The sequence below is a fragment of the Phenylobacterium sp. genome (genome assembly GCF_035569475.1).
Classification (GTDB): Bacteria; Pseudomonadota; Alphaproteobacteria; order Caulobacterales; family Caulobacteraceae; genus Phenylobacterium.
Map to the genome: position 1 here is coordinate 1 of NZ_DATMNA010000055.1, position 22,535 is coordinate 22,535.

The 22,535-nt window shown below is 69.8% G+C and carries 27 protein-coding genes; 15 read left to right on the forward strand and 12 right to left on the reverse strand.

Going from position 1 to position 22,535, the window contains the following annotated elements; translation table 11 throughout:
- A partial coding sequence (locus VNW53_RS08770) for an SDR family NAD(P)-dependent oxidoreductase (protein ID WP_325555075.1) occupies window positions 1-791 on the reverse strand: 791 nt, incomplete at its 3' end.
- A 32-nt stretch (window positions 792-823) separates the two neighbouring features.
- On the reverse strand, window positions 824-2,080 hold the full coding sequence (locus VNW53_RS08775) for an MFS transporter (RefSeq protein ID WP_325555076.1): 1,257 nt from the start codon (window positions 2,078-2,080) through the stop codon (window positions 824-826).
- Between the two features lie 266 nt (window positions 2,081-2,346).
- On the opposite strand from VNW53_RS08775, the gene VNW53_RS08780 reads away from it, so the two are divergent.
- The 7 genes from VNW53_RS08780 (at window position 2,347) to VNW53_RS08810 (ending at window position 6,710) form a co-directional block, all read left to right on the forward strand.
- A complete protein-coding gene (locus VNW53_RS08780) occupies window positions 2,347-2,859 on the forward strand; it encodes an N-acetyltransferase (protein ID WP_325555078.1) in 513 nt (170 codons plus the stop codon).
- Window positions 2,860-3,079: 220 nt separating this feature from the next.
- Window positions 3,080-3,652 carry a DUF1285 domain-containing protein gene (locus VNW53_RS08785; RefSeq protein WP_325555079.1) on the forward strand — a complete coding sequence of 191 codons (573 nt, stop codon included), beginning with the start codon at window positions 3,080-3,082 and terminating at the stop codon, window positions 3,650-3,652.
- Window positions 3,649-4,299 carry a CoA pyrophosphatase gene (locus VNW53_RS08790; RefSeq protein ID WP_325555081.1) on the forward strand — a complete coding sequence of 217 codons (651 nt, stop codon included), beginning with the start codon at window positions 3,649-3,651 and terminating at the stop codon, window positions 4,297-4,299. Before VNW53_RS08785 ends, VNW53_RS08790 begins: the two co-directional genes overlap by 4 nt.
- Window positions 4,292-4,582: a hypothetical protein gene (locus VNW53_RS08795; protein ID WP_325555082.1), complete on the forward strand. Its 291-nt coding sequence runs from the start codon at window positions 4,292-4,294 to the stop codon at window positions 4,580-4,582. Before VNW53_RS08790 ends, VNW53_RS08795 begins: the two co-directional genes overlap by 8 nt.
- On the forward strand, window positions 4,579-5,829 hold the full coding sequence (locus VNW53_RS08800) for a CCA tRNA nucleotidyltransferase (RefSeq protein WP_325555084.1): 1,251 nt from the start codon (window positions 4,579-4,581) through the stop codon (window positions 5,827-5,829). Before VNW53_RS08795 ends, VNW53_RS08800 begins: the two co-directional genes overlap by 4 nt.
- On the forward strand, window positions 5,826-6,527 hold the full coding sequence (locus tag VNW53_RS08805) for a type 1 glutamine amidotransferase (protein ID WP_325555085.1): 702 nt from the start codon (window positions 5,826-5,828) through the stop codon (window positions 6,525-6,527). The genes VNW53_RS08800 and VNW53_RS08805 overlap by 4 nt, the downstream gene beginning before the upstream one ends.
- Before the next feature lie 57 nt (window positions 6,528-6,584).
- A complete protein-coding gene (locus VNW53_RS08810) occupies window positions 6,585-6,710 on the forward strand; it encodes a hypothetical protein (RefSeq protein ID WP_325555087.1) in 126 nt (41 codons plus the stop codon).
- Between the two features lie 157 nt (window positions 6,711-6,867).
- Here VNW53_RS08810 and hemF read toward each other — a convergent pair whose 3' ends face one another.
- Window positions 6,868-7,770, reverse strand: coding sequence for an oxygen-dependent coproporphyrinogen oxidase (hemF, locus tag VNW53_RS08815; protein WP_325555088.1), 903 nt, complete (start codon window positions 7,768-7,770; stop codon window positions 6,868-6,870).
- A gap of 9 nt (window positions 7,771-7,779) precedes the next feature.
- Window positions 7,780-8,253 carry a tRNA (cytidine(34)-2'-O)-methyltransferase gene (locus tag VNW53_RS08820; RefSeq protein ID WP_325555089.1) on the reverse strand — a complete coding sequence of 158 codons (474 nt, stop codon included), beginning with the start codon at window positions 8,251-8,253 and terminating at the stop codon, window positions 7,780-7,782.
- Window positions 8,254-8,468: 215 nt separating this feature from the next.
- Here VNW53_RS08820 and petA point away from each other — a divergent pair, with 215 nt between their 5' ends.
- The 3 genes from petA to VNW53_RS08835 are packed head-to-tail and all read left to right on the forward strand — an operon-like array spanning window position 8,469 to window position 11,213.
- A complete protein-coding gene (gene petA / locus VNW53_RS08825; protein ID WP_414693259.1) occupies window positions 8,469-9,038 on the forward strand; it encodes a ubiquinol-cytochrome c reductase iron-sulfur subunit in 570 nt (189 codons plus the stop codon).
- A gap of 4 nt (window positions 9,039-9,042) precedes the next feature.
- The gene (locus tag VNW53_RS08830) at window positions 9,043-10,362 is read left to right on the forward strand and encodes a cytochrome b (protein WP_325555091.1); all 1,320 of its coding nucleotides are present in this window, start codon (window positions 9,043-9,045) and stop codon (window positions 10,360-10,362) included.
- A 5-nt stretch (window positions 10,363-10,367) separates the two neighbouring features.
- Window positions 10,368-11,213 (forward strand): cytochrome c1, encoded by an 846-nt coding sequence (locus VNW53_RS08835; protein ID WP_325555093.1) that lies wholly within the window; start codon window positions 10,368-10,370, stop codon window positions 11,211-11,213.
- Between the two features lie 60 nt (window positions 11,214-11,273).
- On the opposite strand, the gene VNW53_RS08840 is transcribed toward VNW53_RS08835, so the two are convergent.
- Together VNW53_RS08840 and VNW53_RS08845 are read right to left on the reverse strand one after the other, a co-directional pair.
- Window positions 11,274-11,690, reverse strand: a complete 417-nt coding sequence (locus tag VNW53_RS08840) for an NUDIX hydrolase (RefSeq protein ID WP_325555094.1) — start codon at window positions 11,688-11,690, stop codon at window positions 11,274-11,276.
- Entirely contained in the window at window positions 11,680-12,498 is an 819-nt protein-coding gene (locus VNW53_RS08845; protein WP_325555096.1) for a hypothetical protein, read from the reverse strand. Before VNW53_RS08845 ends, VNW53_RS08840 begins: the two co-directional genes overlap by 11 nt.
- 78 nt (window positions 12,499-12,576) lie before the next feature.
- On the opposite strand from VNW53_RS08845, the gene VNW53_RS08850 reads away from it, so the two are divergent.
- From VNW53_RS08850 to VNW53_RS08870, 5 genes are all read left to right on the forward strand, one after another.
- Window positions 12,577-13,050, forward strand: a complete 474-nt coding sequence (locus tag VNW53_RS08850) for a hypothetical protein (RefSeq protein WP_325555097.1) — start codon at window positions 12,577-12,579, stop codon at window positions 13,048-13,050.
- 316 nt (window positions 13,051-13,366) lie between these two features.
- Window positions 13,367-15,208 carry a kelch repeat-containing protein gene (locus VNW53_RS08855; RefSeq protein WP_325555099.1) on the forward strand — a complete coding sequence of 614 codons (1,842 nt, stop codon included), beginning with the start codon at window positions 13,367-13,369 and terminating at the stop codon, window positions 15,206-15,208.
- Window positions 15,209-15,217: 9 nt separating this feature from the next.
- Window positions 15,218-15,913: a hypothetical protein gene (locus tag VNW53_RS08860; protein WP_325555101.1), complete on the forward strand. Its 696-nt coding sequence runs from the start codon at window positions 15,218-15,220 to the stop codon at window positions 15,911-15,913.
- Entirely contained in the window at window positions 15,910-16,833 is a 924-nt protein-coding gene (locus tag VNW53_RS08865) for a hypothetical protein (protein WP_325555103.1), read from the forward strand. The genes VNW53_RS08860 and VNW53_RS08865 overlap by 4 nt, the downstream gene beginning before the upstream one ends.
- 99 nt (window positions 16,834-16,932) lie before the next feature.
- On the forward strand, window positions 16,933-17,298 hold the full coding sequence (locus VNW53_RS08870; RefSeq protein WP_325555105.1) for a hypothetical protein: 366 nt from the start codon (window positions 16,933-16,935) through the stop codon (window positions 17,296-17,298).
- 103 nt (window positions 17,299-17,401) lie between these two features.
- Here the strand turns inward: VNW53_RS08870 and VNW53_RS08875 are convergent, their stop codons facing one another.
- From VNW53_RS08875 to pth, 6 genes are all read right to left on the reverse strand, one after another.
- Window positions 17,402-18,082 (reverse strand): dienelactone hydrolase family protein, encoded by a 681-nt coding sequence (locus tag VNW53_RS08875; RefSeq protein ID WP_325555106.1) that lies wholly within the window; start codon window positions 18,080-18,082, stop codon window positions 17,402-17,404.
- Between the two features lie 8 nt (window positions 18,083-18,090).
- On the reverse strand, window positions 18,091-18,762 hold the full coding sequence (locus tag VNW53_RS08880) for a dienelactone hydrolase family protein (RefSeq protein ID WP_325555107.1): 672 nt from the start codon (window positions 18,760-18,762) through the stop codon (window positions 18,091-18,093).
- 142 nt (window positions 18,763-18,904) lie between these two features.
- Window positions 18,905-20,002, reverse strand: a complete 1,098-nt coding sequence (gene ychF / locus VNW53_RS08885; RefSeq protein WP_325555109.1) for a redox-regulated ATPase YchF — start codon at window positions 20,000-20,002, stop codon at window positions 18,905-18,907.
- A 156-nt stretch (window positions 20,003-20,158) separates the two neighbouring features.
- On the reverse strand, window positions 20,159-20,917 hold the full coding sequence (locus tag VNW53_RS08890) for a PEPxxWA-CTERM sorting domain-containing protein (protein ID WP_325555111.1): 759 nt from the start codon (window positions 20,915-20,917) through the stop codon (window positions 20,159-20,161).
- Window positions 20,918-21,128: 211 nt separating this feature from the next.
- On the reverse strand, window positions 21,129-21,875 hold the full coding sequence (locus VNW53_RS08895; protein ID WP_325555113.1) for a tetratricopeptide repeat protein: 747 nt from the start codon (window positions 21,873-21,875) through the stop codon (window positions 21,129-21,131).
- A gap of 11 nt (window positions 21,876-21,886) precedes the next feature.
- The gene (gene pth / locus VNW53_RS08900) at window positions 21,887-22,507 is read right to left on the reverse strand and encodes an aminoacyl-tRNA hydrolase (protein WP_325555115.1); all 621 of its coding nucleotides are present in this window, start codon (window positions 22,505-22,507) and stop codon (window positions 21,887-21,889) included.
- Window positions 22,508-22,535: the final 28 nt, after the last annotated feature.

A 22,535-nucleotide genomic window follows, 5' to 3' on the forward strand; every position in this document is an offset into this window, starting at 1 on the left:
ATGGGCCGCGGTTGCGAATAGAGGATGATGTTCTCGCCGGAGGAGCCGAAGATCTGGCCGGAAACGTTCGACGCGGCAGGCGTGACCATGGCCACCGAGAAGCGGGCCGGCTGGTCGGCGCGGACCTTCTCGGCCATCACCGCGCGGCGGGCGGCGGCGGCCTCGTCCTTGATCGGCACCGACTGGGTCATCCGCGTCCACGCGACCGGCGCCAGGCAGTTGGAGCGGACGTTGTTGCGGGCGCCTTCCATGGCGATGATGCGGGAGAGGCCGGCGATGCCCATCTTGGCCGCGCCGTAGTTGGCCTGGCCGATGTTGCCGAACAGGCCGCTGGTCGAGGTGAAGAACATGTAGGCGCCGTCGTTCTGTTCGCGGAACAGCTCGATAGTGGCGCGGGCCACGTTGAAGGAGCCGCGCATGTGGACCTCGATCACCTGGTCCCAGTCGCGCTCGGTCATCTTGTGGAACATCACGTCGCGGAGGATGCCGGCGGGATTGATCACCGCGTGCAGGCCGCCAAAGGTCTTCTTGGCCTGCTCGACCATGCCGTAGACGGCGTCCAGGTTGGTGACGCTGTCGGAGTTGGAGACGGCCTCGCCGCCGGCGGCGCGGATCTCTTCGCAGACCTTCTCGGCCGGGCCGGAGGAGCCTTCGTCGTCGCCCTTGAGGCCCGCGCCCAGGTCGTTGACCACGACCTTCGCGCCTTCCTGGGCGGCGATCAGCGCGCAGTCGCGCCCGATGCCGTTGCCGCCGCCTGTAACCAGGACCACCTTGCCGTCTAACGCGCCCATGGAAGTATCTCCCTATAAGAATAGGGCGACAGTTATTCGAGCCGGTCGGCCTTGCGCAAGGCGGGAAACAGCGCCCCCCAGGCGCCGGTGACGACCAGGGCGCCGATCCCGCCGAACAGGGCCGCGCCGACGGGGCCGAGGAGGCGGGCCACGACGCCGCTCTCGAACTCGCCCAGTTCGTTGGAGGCGCCGATGAACACCGACGACACCGCCGCCACCCGGCCGCGCATGGCGTCCGGGGTGACCAGCTGCACCAGGGTCTGGCGGACGTAGACGCTCAGCATGTCGGCGGCGCCCAGGATCGCCAGGGCGGCCACGGAGAGCCCGAGGCTGCGCGACAGGGCGAAGACGCAGGTCGCCGCGCCGAACATCGCCACCCCGCCGAACATGAACCAGCCCGCCCGGTGGCGGATCGGGTTGGCGGCCAGCAGCAGGGCCACCGCCGTGGCGCCGATGGCCGGGGCGGAGCGCAGGACGCCGAAGCCTTCGGCCCCGATGTGCAGGATGTCGCGGGCGAACACCGGCAGGAGCGCGGTGGCGCCGCCCAGCAGGACGGCGAACAGGTCGAGCGAGATCGCCCCGAAGACGATCTTCTGGTCCCAGACGTAGCGCAGGCCCTGCTTCATCAGCGTCCAGCGGGAGCCCGGGTTGACCGTCGGCTGGCCGGATTTGCGGATCATCAGCACCGCGGCCGCGGCGGCGAGGTAGAGGCCGAAGGTCACGAAATAGGCGTCGTGGGTCGAGCGTGCGACGAGGAGGCCGCCCGCCGCGGGCCCGACGATCGAGGCGGTCTGCCAGGCCAGCGAATTCCAGGCGATGGCGCGCGGCAGCAGCGCGCGGGGCACCAGCATGGGGCCGAGCGCGGTGCTGGCTGGGGCGAAGAAGGCTCGCGCCGCGCCGAACAGGAAGGCGACGACCAGCAGCAGCGGGACCGAGGCCCAGCCCTGCCAGGTGGCGATGGCCAGGGTCAGCACCGTGGCGATCTCGCCCACCCAGCAGAGCAGCAGGACCCGCTTGCGGTCGTGGCGGTCGGCGGTCTCGCCGGCGGTAAGCGCCAGCAGGAAGACCGGCATGAAGGCCGCCAGGCCCAGCATGCCCACCAGGAAGGAGCTTTCCCTGACCGAGTGGCCGGCGAGGCGGGCCAGGCTGTACATCTGCCAGCCCATGGCCACGCTCTGGATCTGGGCGGCGAAGCTGCCGGTCCAGCGCGAGACCCAGAAGCAGAGGTAGTCGCGCTCCTTCAGAAGCGCGCGGGCCGAAGGAACGGCGTCGGAAGCGGTCTCGGCCATGGGGCCGCGAACCTGCCCGCAGTCGCGGTCGCGGGCAACGCCTTACCTCCCCTCCCGCCATCGCCGCCAAGGTGGGGGCTGTAGAGCCGAAGCGTTGACCTGGGCCGCCATAGGCCCTATTTGCGCCCGCCTCGACCATGGGGTTGGCTTCCGATGCGACGCCTTCGACGAACCGGGCGCATGAACCGCGCCAAGTGATCCGCCTCCGGGCCGCGGCGACGCGCGTCCGGGCTCTCGTCGTCCTGTCAGTCGAAGTCCCTTAGTCAATGTCCGCACAACCTGCCGAGCCCGCGCCGGCTATCACCCTGCGATCCGAACGGCCGCAGGACGGCGCGGCGGTCGACGCCCTGATCGCGCGCGCCTTCGGGCCCGGCCGCTACGCCAAGTCCTCCGAGCGGGTGCGCGAGTTCGCGACCTTCGCGCCGGAGCTGTCGGTCTGCGCCTGGTCTGGAGAGCGGCTGCTCGGCTGCGCGCGGATGTGGCGGGTGCGGGTGGGCGGCCGGGCCGTCACCTTCCTCGGCCCGTTCGCCGTCGAGCTGGGCGAGCGCAACGCGGGCTTCGGCGCGCGGCTGATCGCGCGGGCCTGCGAGGCTGCCGCCGCCGCCGGCGAGAGCCATGTGGTGCTGGTGGGCGACGAGGCCTATTTCGGCCGGGTGGGCTTCGCCGCGGCGCCGGGACGTGCGGTGGTCATGCCCGGGCCGGTGGACCAGCGGCGGGTGCTGGTCCGCGCGCTGACGGCGGACGCCGGCGAACTGGCGGGAATGGTTGCGCCGCTCTGAGGCGCCCGCTCCTCTCCCCCGCGCAGCGAGAGGGAGAGGCCGGGAGAGGGCGGTTGGGACTCTCCATAGATTTGGCGGCGAACCCGGGAGCCTGGGCTTTCCGGCCGCGAAGCACGCTCGCATGCGCCGCCCTCTCCCTACCCTCTCCCTCTCGCTTCGCGGGGGAGAGGGGCGCAGGCGCGGCTTGAGGCGGACTGCGGGCGCGCCTAGGTTCCTGGGCATGGCGGACGAGGCGGTGAGACCGGGACTGGAGGGCGTGCTCGCCGCTGCGAAGCAGGCGCCGGGACGGGGCCTGCCGCCGGTTCACCTGTGGAACCCGGCGCACTGCGGCGAGATCGACATCGTGATCCGCAAGGACGGCGTCTGGTTCCACGAGGGCACGCCGATCGGCCGCGAGGCCCTGGTGCGGCTGTTCTCCACGGTCCTGCGCAAGGACCCCGACGGCATCCACCTGGTCACCCCCGTCGAGAAGATGAAGATCACCGTCGAGGACGCGCCGTTCATCGCCACCCGCGTGGACCGGGTGGGCCAGGCGCTGACGTTCCTCACCAACGTCGGCGACGAGGTCGAGGCGGGGCCGGAGAACTATGTCCGCGTCGAGATGGGCCCCGACGGGGAACCCAGGCCCTATCTGCACGTGCGCCGCGGCCTGGAGGCGCTGATCGCGCGGCCGGTGTTCTACGAGCTGGTGGAGCTGGCGGAGGAACGCGACACGCCCGAGGGGCCGACGCTGGGCGTGGCCTCCAACGGCGCCTGGTATCCGGTGGGTCCGCCCGGGGCGCATCGACTGTGAGCTTGCGGGGCGGGCGCGGCGACCTGCGCGACTGGATCGGCGACCACCTCGACCCGCTGGACGCGCACGAGCCGGCGGACGGGGTGATCCGCTCCGACTTCGACCTCGGCAGGGTCTATGGCCCGAACGAAGTCGACCTTCCCCTGACGCCGGCGGCGGTGCTCATCGCGCTCGTGGAGCGCGACGCGGGCCTGTCGGTGATCCTGACGCGGCGGGCCGACACGCTTCGCCGCCATACCGGCCAGATCGCCCTGCCGGGCGGCCGGCGCGACCCGGGCGAGACGCCATGGCAGACGGCGCTGCGCGAGGCCCACGAGGAGATCGGCCTGGAGCCGCGTTATGTCTCGCCGGTGGGGCTGTCGACGCCCTACCGCACTGGCACCGGCTTTCTGATCACGCCCGTGGTGGGGTTCGTGCGGCCGGGCTTCAGCCTGGCGCCCAACCCGGACGAGGTGGCGGAGATCTTCGAGACGCCGTTCGGCTTCCTGATGGACCCGCGGAACCTCGAGGAGCATGAGCGGGAGCTGCCGAACGGTGAGAAACGGCGGTTCTACGCCTACACTCACGAGGACCGGTTCATCTGGGGCGCGACGGCGGGCATGCTGCGCGCGCTCTACGACCGGCTCTATGGAGCCGCCGTTGCCTAGGATCGTCCTCATCCGCCTGCTGCTGGCCGCCGTGCCGTTCGCGGTCTGGTTCGCCTGGCGCGCGGTCGCCCGGCGTTCTGGGCGCGAGATGGGCTCGACGCCCTATGCCTGGCTGGTCGCGGCGGGCGCCGTGCTGGTGGGCCTGTCGCTGGCGGCCACGGTGGTCTTCCATCCTGATAACCGCCGCGAGCGGTATGTGCCGGGCGAGGTCAGGGCCGACGGCACGGTGAGCAAGGGCTATTTCGAGAAGCCGCCGACCGCGCCCGGGACCGCCCCCAAATGAGCGAGAGCCTCGGCCAGCGCCCCTGGATGACCGCGCCGGAGACGACGGCGGTGCTGGACGCCCTGGAGGCGGCCGGCGGGCCGGACTGCGCCCGCTTCGTCGGCGGCTGCGTGCGAAACACCCTGATCGGTAAGCCGGTCAGCGACCTGGACATCGCCACCCGCCTGACGCCGGAGGCGGTGACCGCGGCCCTGAAGGCGGCGGGTCTGAAGGCCGTGCCCACCGGCGTCGAGCACGGCACGGTCACCGCGGTCTGCCGCGGCAAGCCCTTCGAGATCACCACCCTGCGCCGCGACGTGGCCACCGACGGCCGCCGCGCGGTGGTGGCCTTCACCGACGACTGGGCCGAGGACGCCCAACGCCGCGACTTCACCCTGAACAGCCTCTATGCGCGCCGCGACGGGACCCTGTTCGACCCCACCGGCCACGGGGTCGCCGATGCGCGAGCCGGGCGGATCGTCTTTGTCGGCGAGGCCGAGCAGCGGGTGCGGGAGGATTTCCTGCGCATCCTGCGGTTCTTCCGCTTCTTCGCCTGGTACGGGACGCCGCCGCCCGACGCCGCGGCGCTGGAGGCCTGCGAGGCCCTGCGGGGCGAGCTGAAGACGCTGTCGGCCGAGCGGGTCTCCAGGGAGCTCCTGAAGCTGCTGGCCGCCGACGATCCGCGCCCGGCGGTGGCGCTGATGGCGCGGACCGGGGTGCTGGGCGAGGTGCTGCCGGCCCCCATCGACCTGGCGCGCTTCGAGGGCCTGGTGGCCATCGAGGACGACCAGCTCTTCGAGAACGACCCCCTGCTGCGGCTGGCGGCCCTGCTGCCCGACGACCAGTTGGGGGCGGTGAGGTTCGCCGAGGCCCTGCGGCTCTCCAACGCCGAGCGCGACCGGCTGGCCGCGGCGCTGGCGCCCGCGCCGGCCTTGAAGAGCTGGATGAGCCCCAGGGAGATCCGGCGCACGCTCTATCGGCTAGGCGCCCAGCCGTTCCGCGACCGGGCCAAGCTCGCCTGGGCGCGGGCGCCGCGCACGGCGGCGACGCCGCAGTGGCGGGGCATGATCGCGCTCGGCGAAGGCTGGAGCCCGCCGCCGTTCCCGCTGACTGGCGAGGACGTCATCGCCGCCGGCGCGCCCAAGGGCCCCATGGTCGGCCAGGTGCTGCGCGAGGTGGAGGACTGGTGGGTCGACCACGACTTCATCGACGACAGGCTGTCGACCATCGAGAAGCTGAAATCGGTGGTGCAGGGGATGGCGTTTTGAAACTCGGAATCCTGAAGACCGGCCGCCCGCCGTCGCCCTGCATCCCGGTCTACGGGACCTATCCGGACATGTTCCGCCACCTGCTGGGCGAGGACGCCTATGCGTGGCGGACCTATGCGGTGGACGAGGGCGAACTGCCGGCCAGCCTGATGGAGTGCGACGGCTATCTGGTCACGGGGTCCTCTGCTGGGGTCTATGAGGATCTGCCGTGGATCGCGCCGGCCGAGGCGTTCCTGCGCGCCGCGCGGGGCAAGGCGGCGCTGGTCGGGGTCTGCTTCGGCCACCAGCTCATGGCGCAGGCCTTCGGGGGGCAGGTGATCCAGTCGCCCAAGGGCTGGGGCGTCGGCGAACACGAGTACCGCGTCGTCCGCCACGAGCCCTGGATGGACAGTGACGCGCCGATCCGCCTGCCTGCCTCGCACCAGGACCAGGTGGTGAGCCTGCCGCCAGGGGCGCAGGTATATGCGGCCAGCGACTTCACGCCGTTCGCGGGCCTGGTCTGGCCGGAGGATCGGGCGATGTCGCTCCAGCCGCACCCGGAGTTCGAGCCGGCCTACGCCATCGACCTGATCGAACACCGGCGCGACGCGGTCTATCCCAAGGACCAGGCCGACCGGGCGGTGGCCAGCTTCGCAGGTCCCGACGACCGGGCCCGGGTCGGCCGCTGGATTGCGAATTTCCTCAGGCGCGCAACATAGCGGCAAGCTCGGGGGTTTAGGGCGTCGCGGACATCCGCGGGAAATGCCATGGCGCCCTTGAAGTTTATGATCGTGCTGAGCAGCGGCGCCGCGGCGCTGGCGGTGGGCCTGGGTGTCGAGCTGCAGTCCAGGGGCTCGGACATCCTGGCTATGATCAGCAACGCGCTCAGCGGGATCGGCTAGCCCAAATTCTGATCCGCTCATCCCGGCGTAGGCCGGGACCCAGATGGTCAGCTCAGACGCGGGTTCTTTGAACGCCGGGCTTGTCCAATCCGCCATCCAGCTTTGAGATCTGGATCCCGGTCTTCGCCGGGATGAGCGGCGATATGAACGACTGGCCCTAGGGCCACGCCACCATCGGCGGCATCGAGCTCAGGATCGTCTCGATGTTGCCGCCGGCCTTCAGCCCGAACATGGTGCCGCGGTCGTAGAGCAGGTTGAACTCCACGTAGCGGCCGCGGCGGACCATCTGCTCCATCCGGTCCTCGTCGGTCCAGGGCTCGTCCATGCGGTGGCGCACGATCTTCGGATAGGCGTCGAGGAAGGCTTCGCCGACCGCGCAGGTGAAGGCGAAGTCGCGCTCGAAGTCGCCGGTGTCGTGGCGGTCGTAGAAGATGCCGCCGACGCCGCGGGTCTCCTTGCGGTGCGGCAGGTAGAAGTACTCGTCGCACCAGGCCTTGTACTTCGGATACCACTCCGGATCGAAGGCGTCGCAGGCCTGCTGCATGGCCTTGTGGAACAGGACCGCGTCGTCGGCCTCCTGGCTGCGCTGCTCGTCCAGCATGGGCGTCAGGTCCGCCCCGCCGCCGAACCAGCTCACCGCCGTCGACAGGAAGCGGGTGTTCATATGCACGGTGGGCACGCGCGGATTGCGCGGATGGACGATCAGGCTGATCGAGGCCGAGACGTAGGAGGGGTTCTTGTCCGCGCCCGGCATGGTGGCGGCCATCTCCGGCGAGAACCGCGCCGTGGCCGCCGAGGTGTGCACCCCGGCCTTTTCGAACAGCCGGCCCTTGAAGTGGCCGCCGATCCCGCCGCCGACGCCGGTCTCCCGCGTCCAGGGGCGCATGTCGAAGCGGCCGGGCGGGTCCGGGTAGAGTTCGGCCGGCGCCTCGTCCTCCAGCCGTTCGAGTTCGGCCACGATCCGGGTCTGCAGCGACTCGAACCAGGCCTTGGCGCGGTCGCGGCGTTCGAGGATCTCCGGCGGCAGGGCGGCGGGCGGGCTGGACGGCTGGCTGGGCATGGCTGCTTGCTAGCCGGTCGGGGCGGCGGTTGGAAAGCCATTGGTCTGCCGAAGGGCCTCGGAAAGGGCGATGGCGGCGCTCACCGTCAGGTTCAGCGAGCGGGCGCCGGGCGCCAGCGGAATGAACAGCCGCGCGTCGGCCGCCGCGTGCACCTCGTCCGGCGCCCCGGCGCTCTCGCGGCCGAACAGCAGGGTGTCGCCCGGCCGGAACGCAAAGCCGTGGAAACCGCTGGCCCCCTTGGTCGTGAAGAGCAGCAGGCGGCCCTCCCGACGCTCCGGCGCCGCCAGGAAGTCGGCCCATGTGGCGTGCCGCGTGAGGTCCGCGAGCGCTCCGTAGTCCATGGCCGCGCGGCGCACGCCGGCGTCGGAAAGCGGGAAGCCGCAGGGCTCGATCACGTCGACCGGAACGTCCAGACAGGCGCCCAGCCGAAGTGCGGCGCCGAGGTTTTGCGGAATGTCCGGTTGAAAAAGGGCCAAACGCATTCTAAGCGATCCGCGACGGGTTAAGCCGGGCTGCACGACGAATCACGAAAGCGACCTCGAGGGACGTCGTAGGCGGTTCCGGCGAGCGTTTCCGGTGGGGGCGTTCTGTGCTGACCCGTCGTGATTTTAAAGGCCTTACCAGAGCGTCTGGCAGGGTCCAAAGACATGGCGCTCCCATCCGCTTTTGGGGAGCCTCGAACGAAGGGTAGCTTTAGGTGGCCGACACCGTCGCGGGCGCAAATCCCGATCCGCATGCTTCGGGCCCATCCCTGGGAGGGGACGATCCGAATCGTCGCGACTTTATCCACATCGCCGCCGGCGTCGCCGCGGCGGGCCTGGCCGGCGGCCTCGCCTGGCCGTTCATCGACCAGATGAACCCCGCCGGCGACACCCTGGCGCTGGCCTCCATCGAGGTCGACGTGTCCAAGGTGGTCGAAGGCCAGCAGATCGTGGTGAAGTGGCGCGGCAAGCCGCTGTTCGTCCGTTACCGGACGGCCAAGGAAATCGAGGCCGCGATCAAGGACGACCACGCCGACCTGCGCGACCCGGCCACCGACGAGAGCCGTCACAAGCCCGGCAAGGCCCAATACCTGGTCCTGGTCGGCGTCTGCACCCACCTGGGCTGCGTGCCGACCTTCGGCGGCGGCGACTACGGCGGCTGGCTCTGCCCGTGCCACGGCTCGGTCTACGACACCTCCGGGCGCATTCGCCGCGGTCCCGCGCCGCTGAACCTGCCGGTGCCGGACTACACCTTCCTCTCCGACACCAAGGTCAAGGTGGGCTGATCAGATGAGCGGACACTCGACCTATGAGCCGAAGACCGGCTTCGAACGGTGGCTGGACAGCCGCCTGCCGATCATCCGGTTCGCCAACGACACCATCATCACCTTCCCGACGCCGAAGAACCTCAACTACTGGTGGACCTTCGGGGGCATCCTGTCGCTGATGTTGGGCATGCAGATCGTCACCGGGATCATCCTGGCGATGCACTACGTCCCGCACGTCGACTACGCCTTCAACTCGGTCCAGCGGATCATGCGCGACGTCAACTACGGTTGGCTGATCCGCAACCTGCACGCCAATGGCGCCTCGATGTTCTTCCTGGCGGCCTACATCCACATCTTCCGCAACCTCTACTACGGCTCCTACAAGTCGCCACGCGAGGTGCTGTGGATCCTGGGCTGCGTGATCTACCTCCTGATGATCATCACCGCCTTCATGGGCTACGTTCTGCCCTGGGGTCAGATGAGCTTCCACGGCGCGGTCGTGATCACCAACCTGATCGGCGCCCTGCCGGTCGTCGGCCCCTCGATCACCACCTGGCTGTGGGGCGGGTTCGCGGTGGACGACCCGACGCTGAACCGCTTCTTCTCGCTGCACTACCTGTTGCCGTTCATGATCGCCGGCGTGGTGGCGCTGCACGTCTGGGCGCTGCACGTGCCGGGCAACAACAACCCGACCGGGGTGAACGTGAAGTCCAAGGAGGACACCGTTCCCTTCCACCCGTACTACACGGTGAAGGACGGCTTCGCGATTTCGGTCTTCCTGATCATGTACGCGGTGTTCGTCTTCTACCTGCCGGACGCACTGGGCGACGCCATCAACTACGTGAAGGCGAACCCGCTGCAGACGCCGCAGCACATCGTGCCCGAATGGTACCTCCTGCCGTTCTACGCCATCCTGCGGGCGGTCCCGAACAAGCTGATGGGCGTCATCCTGATGTTCGGCGCCATCGCCACCCTGTTCATCCTGCCGTGGCTCGATACGTCGAAGGTGCGCTCCATGCGCTATCGCCCGACGGCGCGGCTCTACTATTTCATCTTCATCTTCGCTTGCCTGGTGCTGGGCCTCTGCGGGGCGCACGCGCCGGACGACATGGTGATCCCGAACGTCGCGGGGCCGCAGTTCCTGGACGCCAACCTGAACAGCTACGTGTGGCTGTCGCGGATCGGCGCCCTCTACTACTTCGTCTACTTCTGGGTGATCACGCCGCTGCTGGGCCTTACCGAGACCCCGCTGCCGGAGCCGGAGTCGATCTCCTCGCCCGTCCTGTCGCATCCCGCCTCCGCGCCCGCCGGCGCCGCGGCGTCGCCTGAAAAGAGGGGTTGAGCCTGATGCTGCGCAAAGGTTTCGCGTTCGCGGCGCTCGGGTTCGCCTTGCTGGCCGGTCCGGCGCTCGCCGCGACCACCAATGAGGAGCCGGCGAACGTCCACTGGTCGTTCGAGGGCCCGTTCGGCAAGTTCGACAAGGAGCAGCTCCAGCGGGGCTACAAGGTCTACCGGGAGGTCTGCTCGGCCTGCCATTCGATGGACCTGATGTACTTCCGCAACCTCGGTCAGAAGGGCGGGCCGTTCTACGACCCGAAGTACCCGAACCCGAACAACAACCCGGTCGTGAAGTCGCTGGCTCATGACATCCAGGTCAAGGACATCGACACCGACACCGGCGACGTGGTCTCGCGCCCGGCGACCCCGGCCGACAAGTTCGCCGCGCCGTTCCCCAACGAGTATGCCGCCCGCGCGTCCAACGGCGGCGCGCTGCCGCCGGACCTGTCGGTCATGGCCAAGGCCCGCGAGGGCGGCCCGGCCTACATCTATTCGCTGCTGACCGGCTTCAAGCCCGCGCCCGCGGGCCTGACCCTGGCGGCCGGCAAATACTACGACCCCTATTATGCCGGCGACCTGTCGGGTAGCTGGCACGGGGCGCCGAACAAGGTTCCGGAGGGCGGCGCGATCAGCATGCCGCCGCCGCTGACCGACGGCAAAGTCACCTTCGACGACGGGAAGCCCTCGACGATCAAGGAAGAGGCCTACGACGTGGCCGCCTTCCTGGCCTGGGCCGCCGAGCCGAAGATGGAAGAACGCAAGGCCTTCGGCCTGGGCGCGATGATCTATCTGCTGATCTTCTCGGTCCTGCTGTGGTTCAGCTACCGCAGGATCTGGAAGAACGTCGCCCACTAGGGCCGGCGGTTTCCCGCGAGATCGAGAGGGCCTCGGCGTCGCGCCGGGGCCCTTTTCGTTCTAGCGACCGCGCAGCGCCGCCAAGGCTGTGACCGTGGCGACGGTCAGGGGTTGCGGCAGGTCATCCAGCTCGAACCAGCCGATCGCGGTGTGCTTCTCCGGCTCGCAGTTGCGCGGCTCGCCCGTGAACGCCTCGGCGAGGTAGGCCGGCGAGACCCAGTGATCACCCGTGGCCCGGTCGATCTGGTCGACGACACAGATCAGGTCGATGTGCTGCAGCGTCAGGCCGGTTTCTTCCTCCACCTCGCGGCGCACGGCGTCCGGAACGGTTTCGAACGGATCGACCTTTCCCCCGGCGATGCCCCAGCAACCGGCCTCGGGCGCTCGCGCGCGGCGCAGCAGGAAGACCCGGGAACCGCGCAGGATGACCGCGCCGCAACCCACCCGAGGACCGGCGTTCGCCAGATCAGACGCCATGGACATGTCCTTTCGGCGCCTTCGCGAGCCGCGGGGCGAGATAGAGCCGGCGGCCCGGAAAGTCGAAGCGCAGGCGCCAGTGTGACAGGAGCGGCGCGCCAAGCTGGCCCGCGAGCGCCGGGTCCTCGGCCTCGATCAGCCCGGCCGGCAGGTTCTCGGTAAGACCGCCGGCGAAGGAGAGCGCCCGCAGGCGCGGGAAGGTCACGCCGTAGGGATAGACTTCCTTGGGCTTGGGCGCGCCGGGCGCGCGGGCCAGCGCATCGCTGATCCGCACGGCGGTGTCGGCGCCGACGCCCGGGGTGAAGGCGCCGGCGAAGGCGTGGGCGCCGTCGGCGACGGCCGCGCGGACGACAGGGCGGCCGGCGACCCAGGCCATCGGCAGGCTCGTCGTCGCGGCGAAGCGGCTGCTCGCGCGGCGGGACAGGCGCACGCGGCAGGGCTTGAAATCCACGTCGAGCACGAAGCCGCGCAAGACGTCGGCGCCGATGATCCCGGCGATCGGCGTGGGCAGGGCCCCGGTGCGCAGGTCCACGCCCTCCACGGCCACCCGGCGGTCCTTCAGCGCCACGCCGGCCAGCCGCACCTCGCCCACCAGCGCGGTCTCGGCGAAGCCCGCGGTCTGGGCCTGGCTGTCGGCGAGCACGGTGTGCGGGGTGGCGGTGTCGAGGATGTAGTCGCCGCTGACGCCCATGACCTCCGCGCCCACGACCACCACGCCGTTCTCGAACCAGCAGGCGGCCTCCCCCGCCAGGACCGGCGTGGCGATGAGCGCCACAGCGGCGCCGAGGATCAGGGCGGATCGACTCACAGGCAAAGCATAGCGCCAACCCACGGTTCGGCGCCGCCGCGCCTTACGCCCGCCCAAAGGGGCGCCTAACTTGCCCAAATGGGCTTCACCACCGCCTGGCGGAATTTCAAGCGGATGCAGGACCTGACGGTGGCCGCCGCCAGCCTGATCTACGCCGCCGCGGTGATCGACGCGCTGGGCCGCCTGCCGGGCGGGCCGAACCTGATCGCGCGGTGGACGCTGTTGTGGCCGGCCGCCTACCTGGGCTTTTCGCTGGCCATCCCGCTGCTGGTCCCGCCGGTGAAGCGATGGCTCGCCAAATATGTCTGGATGAGCTTCCGCGCCGGCTTCGGCCAGACGCCGGGCTCGGTGGTTGTGGGCGTGGCCCTGCTGCTGGGCTCGGGCCTGTTCATCTGGGAAGAGGTGGGCCGCGCGGCGCGGGCCGGCCTCGCGGGGGCCAACGTGTTTTCCGCCTACGCCTCCGGCATCGGCATATTGGCGGCGCAGGCGATCCTGGTGCGGTTCCTGGAAGAGACGCCCGAAGTGCGGGCGCAGATCGAGGATCGGCCCTGACCTCTTTGGGACGGCGTCCCGCCTCGCCTCGCCTCGCCTCGCCGAGCCCGCCACACCTAACCTGGGCTGTATTGTCTCGAAAAACGATCTTGAGTTGTGCCTGGCGGTTGGATGTGCTTCACTATAGAGGTTCAGGAGCCTGACCTGTCGTCGCCTGAACTCGCTGAGCGACCTGCCCGTATCGTTCCCGTAGCGTAGTTGGCCCCGCGGCGATCCGGTTCTCCTGGAAGCGCCGCGCCCTCTGACATTTGAGTTCCCAACCGACGCACCCGCGCGGGCGACACCCTGCGCCTGGGCCGCAGCCTGGAGGCTTGTCATGGCCGGTACCTGGTCCACGCTCCTGCACCAACCTGGCGTCGCCATCGACACCATGCTGCTGCTTACCGACGGCACGGTCATGGCCCATGAGCTGAGCACGCCCAACTGGCACCGGCTCTCGCCCGACAGCGCGGGGCACTATGAAAACGGGCTGTGGTCGGCCATGCCCTCCATGCCCAACAACGCCGCCATCCCGGCTGCGCTCGGCGGTCCGACCTATGCGCCGCTGTTCTACGGCGCAGCGGTTCTGCAGGACGGGTCGGTCTTCATCGCCGGCGGCGAGTACAATCACAACGTGTCCGCCGACATGGCGGCGGCCGCGCGGTTCAATCCCCAGACGAACACCTGGACGACGCTCGGCGGCCCGGCCGGCTGGACCCATGTGGGCGACGTCAGCCTGTGCGTCCTGGCCAACGGGCACGTCCTGCTCGCCAGCATCGACGACAACCGAACCGCCTTCTTCGACCCGGCGACGAACGCCTATTCGGCGGGCCCGAACAAGCTGGACCGGGGGGCCGAGGAATCGCTCACCCTGATGCCCGACGGCACGGTCCTGGTGGTGCAGTGCACGGCGATACCGGGCAGCGAGAAATATGTGCCGGGGTCGAACAGCTGGGTTTCGGCGGGCAACACGCCGGCCACGCTGCCCCAGTCTCTCCCGGGCATCGTCGCCGAGATCGGGGCCACGGTCCTGCTGACCAACGGCCACGCCTTCGCCATCGGCGCCACCGGCGCCACCGCCCTCTATTCCCCGGGGCCGATGCCGGCCTCGCCCGGAACCTGGACCGCGGGCCCGACTCTGAAGAGCGGTGCGACGACCATGCATCCCAGCGATGCGCCCGCCGTGCTGCTGCCCAACGGCAAGGTGCTGCTCACGGGAAGCCCGCCCGCGACGGCGGCGAACAGCTTCCCGGGGCCGACGACCTTCTTCGAATACGATCCGACAACCAACACCGTCGCCGTGGTCGGGGCCTCGGCGAACGCCGCGACGCCCTGCTTCCAGGGCCGGTTCCTGCTGCTCCCGTCCGGCAAGGTGCTTTACTCGAGCCAGGGCGGCACGATCGCGGTCTACACGCCGGACCTGGCGCCCGCGGCCGCCTGGCGGCCGGTCATCACCAGCATCTCCTCGACCCTGCAGCCGGGGAACACCTACACGCTCACCGGGCAGCAGCTCAACGGCCTGTCGCAGGCCTGCTACTACGGCGACGACGCCACCATGGCGACGAACTATCCGATCGTGCGCCTGACCAACACAGGGACGGGGGTCGTCACCTACTGCCGGACCGCCAACCATTCGACCATGGCGGTCGCCACCGGCGTCGCCTCGGTCACGACCCAGGTTACGGTTCCGGCGGGCCTGCCCAACGGCGCCTATTCCCTGGAGGTGATCGCGAACGGCATCCCCTCGCTAGGGCGCCCCGTGACCGTGGCCACCAAGTCCCTGATCAAGGACCACAAGGACCTCAAAGACCTGAAGATCGAGATCAAGGAGATCAAAGAGCACAAGGAGTTCAAGGTCGAAAACAAGATCGAGGTCAAGGAACTCAAGCACGAGATCAAGGAGTTCGAGAAGCCGATCGTCGAAAACAAGCTGAAGGACGCCGAGGGGGACCTCAACCAGCTCCTTCAGATGGGGGGAGACCCGGCCTGGCAATCGTCCCTGCAGCAACTGTCGGACCGGGTCGACCAACTGGCGCAGAGCCTTCAACAGCGCGCGCCGATCACGCCAACGGAAAGGCCGGCCGTAGGCGATGCGCCGTTGCTGCATTCCAAGCACAAGAAAGCCGAGGGCGCAGCCCCGGCCAAGGGCGGCGGCGGCAAACCCGGAACCAAATCCTAGGGCCGCGTCATGCTCATTGTGGTGGGCGGCGCCCGCGACGCGCAGATCGACCGGCTGATCCGGCGCCTGGGCCCCGATCGCGCCGTGCGGATGGACGTGACGGACCTCTCCGCGACGGGCTGGCGGCTGGGGACCGACGACCGCGGCGACGGCGTAGTGGTCGCAGGCGGGCGACCGCTTCCGGTGGCGCAGGTGAGCGGCGTCCTGGTTCGGCGGCTTGCGATCTACCCGCAGGAACTGACCCACGTGCACGAGGACGACCGCGCCTATGTGGCGGCCGAGCTGACAGCGATGCTGATGTGGTGGCTGACGGTGCTGGAGGTTCCGGTGTTGAACCGGCCGGCCCGGGGCGTGCTTTGCGGACCCTTCGGTCGCCCGGAGCCCTGGCTGGCGCTGGGGGCGCAGTTGGGCCTGGCGGTGGTCTCGGAGACCCGGACCCGCGACCTGCGCCCGGCGCCGGCGCCGCCCCACTGGACCGTGAGCTTGGTGGGCGACGCCGCGATTGGGACCGCGCCGCGCAACGTGATCGCCGCCGCCCGGCGACTGGCGCGCGGCGCCGGCGCGACGGTGCTTCAGGCCGCGTTCGACGCCGAGGGACGGCTGACGGCGGCGGACAGCTTCCCCCCGCTGGATGAGCCGGTGATCGACGCCATCGCCGCCAGGGTCTGGAAGCCGGCCCCGCGAGCGCTCCTGGCGGCGTCATGATCCTCCTGTGGGGCGTCTCGGAGGATGGCCCCTTGCGCGCCGTCCGCGCGGCGCTGGAGGCACGAGGCGTCGACACCGTCTTCGTCGACCAGTTCGACGCGGAAGGCTTCGACTGCAGGATCGCCACGGCCGGCGGCGACGGCGGTCGGCTTCGGCTCGGCGCGGGCGAGCTCGACCTGGACACCGTCTCTGCGGTCTATCTGAGGCCCTATCCCGGACGGCGGGTCATGGAGCTGATGGAGGTCGAGGCGGCGGCCGCCGACCGCGTGGAGCGCTTCGAGGACGCCCTGCTGCAGTGGACGGAGCTGACGCCGGCCCTGGTGGTCAACCGGCCCTCCGCCATGGCGTCGAACGGTTCGAAGCCCCTGCAGGCCCATCTGGCGGAACGGCTCGGCTTCGCGACCCCGCCGACGCTGCTGACCAGCGACCGCGACGCCGCAGCGGCGTTCTGGGCCAAGCATGGGGCGGTGATCTACAAGTCCGCCAGCGGCGTCCGCAGCCGCGTCGCCCAGTTGGACGCCGTGGTGCTGGACCGGCTGTGCGCGCCGGCTTGCCCGATCCAGCTCCAGGCCCGGATCGAAGGCGTCGATTGGCGGGCGCACGTGGTCGGGGACGAGGTTTTCGCCTGCACGGTCGAGAGCGATGCGGTGGACTATCGCTACCCGGAGGCCGACGGGCCGCGGATCACGGCGGCGACCCTGCCGTCCGCGGTCGCCGACCAGTGCCTCGCCCTGGCCCGCAGCCTGGGATTCGTCCTCAGCGGCATCGACCTGCGGCGCACGCCCGACGGCCGCTGGATCTTCTTCGAGGCCAATCCCTCCCCGGGGTTCACCTACTACGAGGATGCCACCGGCGCGCCGATCTCCACCGCGCTCGCCGACCTGCTGGCCCGCGCCGAGGCGCCCGGGCTTGGCCGATAGGGAGCCGCGCCGGGTGAACGGAGGTTTTCAGGCAGAGTTCAGGCTCGGGCGCAGATAGCCGTCACTGCGGGGGCCTCCCAAGCATTGAAGGAAGCATCTGTGATTAAAAGGCTGATCCTTGGCGCCGCCGGCGCGGCGTCGCTCCTCGGTGGCGCGGTTGCGGCGAACGCCTCGCCGTTGCTGGTCAGGGGCGTCGATGAACCCGGCGCCGCGGTGGTTGAGCAGGCCCAGTACGTCTACTCCGGCCACAATTACTGCTGGTACGACGGCGGCTGGCGCGGGCCGGGCTGGTACTGGTGCGGCTATGCCGGGCGCCGCGGCCTGGGCTGGGGCGGCGTGGCCGGCTGGCGCGGCTGGTCCTACGGTCCCGCCTTCTGGCGCGGCGGCGCGTGGGTCGGCCCGCGCGGCTATCATCACCGCGAGTGGGGCGGCTGGCGCGGCGAACACGACCACTGGCGCCACTGACCCCGGGGGCATCATCCGGCCCGCCCCCCGCGGGCCGGGTGTTGTCCGGCTCGCGCTTTCGCCGAGGGGTGCGAGATGCGCCCGGACAAGCCGGAGCCGGCGATCAGGCCTCGCCCCTCACCCCGCTGTTCCGGCTGAAATGCGCCAGGGTGCGCAGCTTGGACAGGCGCGCGCTGTCCTCATGAAACCCATTCGGCGCCACGAAGGCGTGGCCGGCGTCGTACATGTAGACGGGCAAGTCGGGGTAGGCGGCGCGGATCGCCTCGACGTCGGCGGGCGGGATCAGTTCGTCGGCCTTGCCCAGGTGCAGGATGGTGGGCGCCTGCGGGGCGTCGGCCATGTAGTCGACGATCTGGCCGCCGTAGAAGGAGGCGACGGCCGCCAGGCCCGTGCAGCGCGCCGCCGCCAGCCAGGCGGTCGTGCCGCCGAAGCAGAAGCCCATGGCGAAGACCGGCGGGGCCAGTGCGTCGATGGCGGCCTGCACCGCGTCCAGCACGTCGGCGCCCCAGTGGGTCTGTTCGGCGAAGCCGTTCTGGCGGGCCATCAGGGCGGGATCGAAATTGGTCTCGGCGAAGCCGCGGCGGAGGCGGTCGAAGAGGCTCGGGACCAGCACTTCGTAGCCCGCCTCGGCGTAGTCGTCGGCCAGTTCGCTCAGGTGCGGCGTCACCCCCCAGATGGCGTGCAGCACGACCAGACCGCCGCGTCGGGCGTCGCTGACGCCGGCGCGGTAGGCCTCGTATTCGAAGCCGTCCCTGGCGCTCCTCAGGCGGACGATCTCGCCCATCTCGCGCCTCAGGCCTTGTCGAACAGTTCCAGGGTGCGGTGGCGCGCGAGGTCGGCGGCCTCGGCGTTGTAGCGCTCCGGGCTCTGGTTGTTGAAGCCGTGGCCGGCGCCTTCGTAGATATGGACTGGGACCTTGGGGTGGTGCTCGGCCACCGCCTTGGCCACGTCGTCGGCGGGGATGCCGGTGTCGGTGCGGCCCAGGTGGACGATGGTCGGGCACAGCAGGGCGGCCGCCGCGTTGGCCTGCACCATGCTGCCGTAGTAGCTCGACGCCGCCGCCAGGCCCTCGACCTTGGCCGCCGCCAGCCAGGCCAGGGAGCCGCCATAGCAGTAGCCGACCACGCAGACCTTATCGCCGCGGGTCTTCAGGAAGTTGCGGCAGGCGGCGATGTCGCCCATGGCCTGGTCCAGCGGCGTGCCCATGGCGTGGGCCACGCCGGCCTTGATGCCGTCGGGATCGTGCTTGGCGAGGAAGCCGGGCTCGCGGCGGTCGAACATGGCCGGGGCGATCGCCTCATAGCCCATCTTGGCCCAGCGCTCGACGTCGGCGCGGACGTATTCGTCCAGGCCGAAGATCTCCTGGATCACGATCACCCCGCCTTTGCGGGGTGTGAACGAAGGCTCGTGGTAGGCGGAAAACTCGAAGCCGTCCGCGCCCGCGATCTTGATCGTCTCGCCCATTTTCCGTCCCTCAAAAGCGTCCTGGCCGGCGGTTCGCCCGCGGCGCGGCCGCGGTCAACCCATGTCGGATATACAACCTGTAATCAGCGATTCGCGCATCTGCCACCTGTGCGTGACCGGCGCCTCGAGGCGCCCAACCGCCCTAGACGTTGAACCGGAAATTCATCACGTCCCCGTCCCTGACGACATAGTCCTTGCCTTCCTGGCGCAGCTTGCCGGCGTCGCGCGCGCCGGCCTCGCCCTTCAGGCGGACGTAGTCGTCGTAGCCGATCGTCTCGGCACGGATGAAGCCCTTCTCGAAGTCGGTGTGGATGACGCCGGCGGCCTGCGGGGCGGTGTCGCCCTTGTGGATGGTCCAGGCCCGCGCCTCCTTGGGCCCGACCGTGAAATAGGTCTGCAGGCCGAGCAGGTGGTAGGCCTCGCGGATCAGCTTGTTGAGGCCCGGCTCGCTGAGGCCCAGGGTCTCCAGGAATTCCTGGCGCTCGCCGGCGTCGAGCATGGCGATCTCGCTCTCGATCTGGGCGGAGATGACGACGCTGTCGGCGCCGTCGCGCTTGGCGCGCTCGGCCACCAGGCGGGACATCTCGTTGCCCTCGGCGGCGGAGGCTTCGTCGACGTTGGCGACATAGAGGGCGGGCTTGGAGGTCAAGAGCTGCAGCATCCGCCAGGCCTTCTCGTCCTCCGCGGCGACCATGGCCTTGCGGGCCGGGCGGCCCTCCTTCAACTCGGCCAGCGCCAGGTTCACCAGTTTCAGGGTCTGGGCGCTTTCCTTGTCCCCAGCCTTGGCGCGCTTCTCGAGGTTGACCACCCGCTTTTCGAGGCTCTCGAGGTCGGCCAGCATCAGCTCGATCTCGATGGTCTCCAGGTCGGCGATCGGGTCGACCTTGCCTTCCACGTGGGTGATGTCGTCGTCGATGAAGCAGCGGGCGACGAAGGCCACGGCGTCGCAGTCGCGGATGTTGGCCAGGAACTGGTTGCCGAGGCCCTCGCCCTTGGAAGCGCCGCGCACCAGGCCGGCCACGTCGACGAAGTTGATCCGCGCCGGGATAATCTCCTTGGACGGGATGATGGCGGCCAAGGCGTCCAGGCGCGGCTCGGGCACCGCCACGTCGCCGGTGTTGGGCTCGATGGTGCAGAACGGATAGTTGGCGGCCTGGGCCGCCGCGGTCTGGGTGAGCGCGTTGAACAGGGTCGATTTGCCGACGTTGGGCAGGCCGACGATGGCGACTTTCAGGGCCATGGTGTCCTTCGGGGAGTCTTTCGGGTCTTTGCAGAAGCTAGCGGTCGGGCGACCTAGCACAGGCGGCAGGTCGGGCCTAGGCCAGGGCCCACGAAGAAGGCCGCCGCCCCTGGGGGACGACGGCCTCTTTCGAAAGTTCGAGGGTGGCTCGGTCGGTCAGGCCGGGAGGGCCGCCTGCCGACGCTTCTGGCGCAGGATGGCGCCGACGCCGCCAAAGCCCATGATCATGAGCGACCAGGTGGCCGCTTCCGGGACCGGGACGCTCGCCAGGCTGAACTCGCCGTCACCCTTGGCGGTGAAGGACCGCAGGGCCGCCGTGGGGCTGGTGGCGCCGAAGTTCGGGGTCACCGCCAGAAGCGTGTAGGCGAACTCGGGATTGATGCCCGTCGCCACGGCCGGGTCCACGGCCGAGGTCAGGTGCATCACGCCGCCGTTGCCTACTGCGAGGTTCGTGGAGCCGGAAGCGCCGGCGCCTTGGATCCAGGCGTTGTTGAAGGTGCCGCTCAGCAGGTTCTCACCATTGGTCAAGGTGATGCCGCCGATCGTCGTGCCGGTCGTGCCGGAGAAGGTGTAGCTGAAGCTCCCGTTGAGTCCGGTCTGCGTCCAGAGGTCGTTCGGCGCGCCCGAGAAGGTCGCCGGGATGTTCACGCCCGTCGCGGTGAAGGTGAAGTTCGCGGGCAGGAACGTCAGCAGGTTCAGGATGGGCCCCGAGTTCTCGAAGCTGAACGCGGTGGAGCCGGTCCCCGTGAGGGTGCCGCCGGAGCCGGTGTCGCCGGCGCCATTGTTGGTCCAGGTGAAGTTCGGGCCCGGAGCCAAGGTCGTCGTCGTCGCAAAGACGGTCGTCGCCTGTGCGGGTAGAGCCAGGGCGCTCAAAGCCAGCGCCCCCGCGGTCGTCATCATGAGTAGGGTTTTCAACTGCAGCCTCCCAGATTATCCCGCCCGTGACCCCCAAACACAAACCCGCCACAGTTAGTTCCCGGCCGGATGCAGGGCGGGCGAAGGTTTTTTCGCGGCGGTGCGAGCGTGCACGGAACGGCGCGTACGGGGCGCTGTGGCAAAGCCGATTCCGACGCCGGCCGTCATTCGGCCCAGGAGGAAATCCTGGCCGTGACGCCCCTGCGAAAGCCTAGCGGCCGGTCAGGGCGCGGACGGCGAAGTCGCGCCAGGTCTGGGCTTCCCGGCGGAACTGGCCGCGCAGCTTGGCCATCCGCTTGTCCAGGTCGTCGACCACGGCGCGCGCCTCGTCGCGGCGGCCGTGGCGGGCCATGAAGGCGGCGTAGCGGGCCAGGGCCTCGAAGCCCGGCAATCGCTCCGCCGCCCAGGCGTAGGCCGTGTCGGCCTCCGCGATGCGGCCCAGTTCCTCGTAGGCGCGGCCCAGCGACATGGCGGCCGCCGGCGTGCGGCCGTGCGCCTCGTCATTGCCGAGCTTCTCCAGAACCTCCAGGGCGTCGGCGGGACGCCGGAGCTCCAGCAGCGCGTTGGCCAGGCCCAGCAGCAGGACCGGGTCGTCCGCATGCACCCCGTGGGCGGCCGTGCGGTAGAGCGCCTCGGCCTCGCCGTAGTGGCCCAGGTGGGCCGCGGCGGCGGCCAGTCGCGACTGGTTGCGCACCGTGGGGGTTTCCTCGCAGGCCTGCTTGGCCTCGCGGTACTCCCGATGCGGATCCAGCGTCTCGCGCGCCGCGCGGCCGATCTTGCGCGCGGTGGTTCCGCCGAAGATGTCGGGGACGATGTTGAGGGCGATGTAGACCAGGCCGCCCAGGGGCTGGGTCATCAGGATGATCCACAGCCACATGGAATTGCGGCCGGTCTTCACCGCATGCCAGCAGAGCAGGATCGCCATCACCAGCGAGAGCAGAAAACCAGGAATCATCATGTCGGCCGGTCCTAGAGTTCACCCCGCGCAGCCTTGCGGGGGTCAACCTTGTCGGCCGGCGCCAGGCGCATGACTTCCGTTTGATATTTCTCGTCCTCGCCCGCCGCCAGCAGGGGCAGGGCCTCGGCGACGGCCTCGATCAGGGGCTCGACCCACTTCCGGTCGGCCTTGTGGAATTCGGAGAGCACGTGGCCGTGCACCAGCTCCTTCTGCCCTGGATGGCCGGTGCCCAGCCGCGCGCGGCGGAAGTAGGGACCCACCTGCGAGGTGATCGAGCGCACGCCGTTGTTGCCCGCCGCCCCGCCGCCCGCCTTCATCCGGAAGCGGCCGGGCGCCAGGTCGATCTCATCGTAGAAGACGACCAGGTTCTCGGGCTCGATCTTGAAGAACTTCAGCGCCTCGCCCACGGCGCGGCCACTCTCGTTGTAGAAGGTCTGGGGCTTGAGGATCAGGGCGCGGACCGGGCCGTCGGGCGTCGGGATCGACCCCTCGGCGGCGAAACCCTGGAAGCGCGAACGGAAGGGGCCGAAGTCCCACCGGCGCGCGATCTCGTCGACGGCCGCAAAGCCGATGTTGTGGCGTGTCTTGGCGTAGGTCGGTCCCGGATTGCCGAGGCCCGCGATCAGCAGCATCTGGCCCTCCGAAGACGGCCCCTAAAGC

What these genes read in the sequence shown, in the direction of transcription:
- VNW53_RS08860 (WP_325555101.1), top strand. Translation starts at nt 15,218, where the DNA reads ATGCTCATTGTGGTGGGCGGCGCCCGCGACGCGCAGATCGACCGGCTG.
- VNW53_RS08880 (WP_325555107.1), bottom strand. Translation starts at nt 18,762, where the DNA reads ATGGGCGAGACGATCAAGATCGCGGGCGCGGACGGCTTCGAGTTTTCC.
- VNW53_RS08830 (WP_325555091.1), top strand. Translation starts at nt 9,043, where the DNA reads ATGAGCGGACACTCGACCTATGAGCCGAAGACCGGCTTCGAACGGTGG.
- hemF (WP_325555088.1), bottom strand. Translation starts at nt 7,770, where the DNA reads ATGCCCAGCCAGCCGTCCAGCCCGCCCGCCGCCCTGCCGCCGGAGATC.
- VNW53_RS08895 (WP_325555113.1), bottom strand. Translation starts at nt 21,875, where the DNA reads ATGATGATTCCTGGTTTTCTGCTCTCGCTGGTGATGGCGATCCTGCTC.
- VNW53_RS08840 (WP_325555094.1), bottom strand. Translation starts at nt 11,690, where the DNA reads ATGGCGTCTGATCTGGCGAACGCCGGTCCTCGGGTGGGTTGCGGCGCG.
- VNW53_RS08780 (WP_325555078.1), top strand. Translation starts at nt 2,347, where the DNA reads ATGTCCGCACAACCTGCCGAGCCCGCGCCGGCTATCACCCTGCGATCC.
- VNW53_RS08775 (WP_325555076.1), bottom strand. Translation starts at nt 2,080, where the DNA reads ATGGCCGAGACCGCTTCCGACGCCGTTCCTTCGGCCCGCGCGCTTCTG.
- ychF (WP_325555109.1), bottom strand. Translation starts at nt 20,002, where the DNA reads ATGGCCCTGAAAGTCGCCATCGTCGGCCTGCCCAACGTCGGCAAATCG.
- VNW53_RS08865 (WP_325555103.1), top strand. Translation starts at nt 15,910, where the DNA reads ATGATCCTCCTGTGGGGCGTCTCGGAGGATGGCCCCTTGCGCGCCGTC.
- VNW53_RS08855 (WP_325555099.1), top strand. Translation starts at nt 13,367, where the DNA reads ATGGCCGGTACCTGGTCCACGCTCCTGCACCAACCTGGCGTCGCCATC.
- VNW53_RS08800 (WP_325555084.1), top strand. Translation starts at nt 4,579, where the DNA reads ATGAGCGAGAGCCTCGGCCAGCGCCCCTGGATGACCGCGCCGGAGACG.
- VNW53_RS08820 (WP_325555089.1), bottom strand. Translation starts at nt 8,253, where the DNA reads ATGCGTTTGGCCCTTTTTCAACCGGACATTCCGCAAAACCTCGGCGCC.
- pth (WP_325555115.1), bottom strand. Translation starts at nt 22,507, where the DNA reads ATGCTGCTGATCGCGGGCCTCGGCAATCCGGGACCGACCTACGCCAAG.
- VNW53_RS08785 (WP_325555079.1), top strand. Translation starts at nt 3,080, where the DNA reads ATGGCGGACGAGGCGGTGAGACCGGGACTGGAGGGCGTGCTCGCCGCT.
- VNW53_RS08850 (WP_325555097.1), top strand. Translation starts at nt 12,577, where the DNA reads ATGGGCTTCACCACCGCCTGGCGGAATTTCAAGCGGATGCAGGACCTG.
- VNW53_RS08835 (WP_325555093.1), top strand. Translation starts at nt 10,368, where the DNA reads ATGCTGCGCAAAGGTTTCGCGTTCGCGGCGCTCGGGTTCGCCTTGCTG.
- VNW53_RS08875 (WP_325555106.1), bottom strand. Translation starts at nt 18,082, where the DNA reads ATGGGCGAGATCGTCCGCCTGAGGAGCGCCAGGGACGGCTTCGAATAC.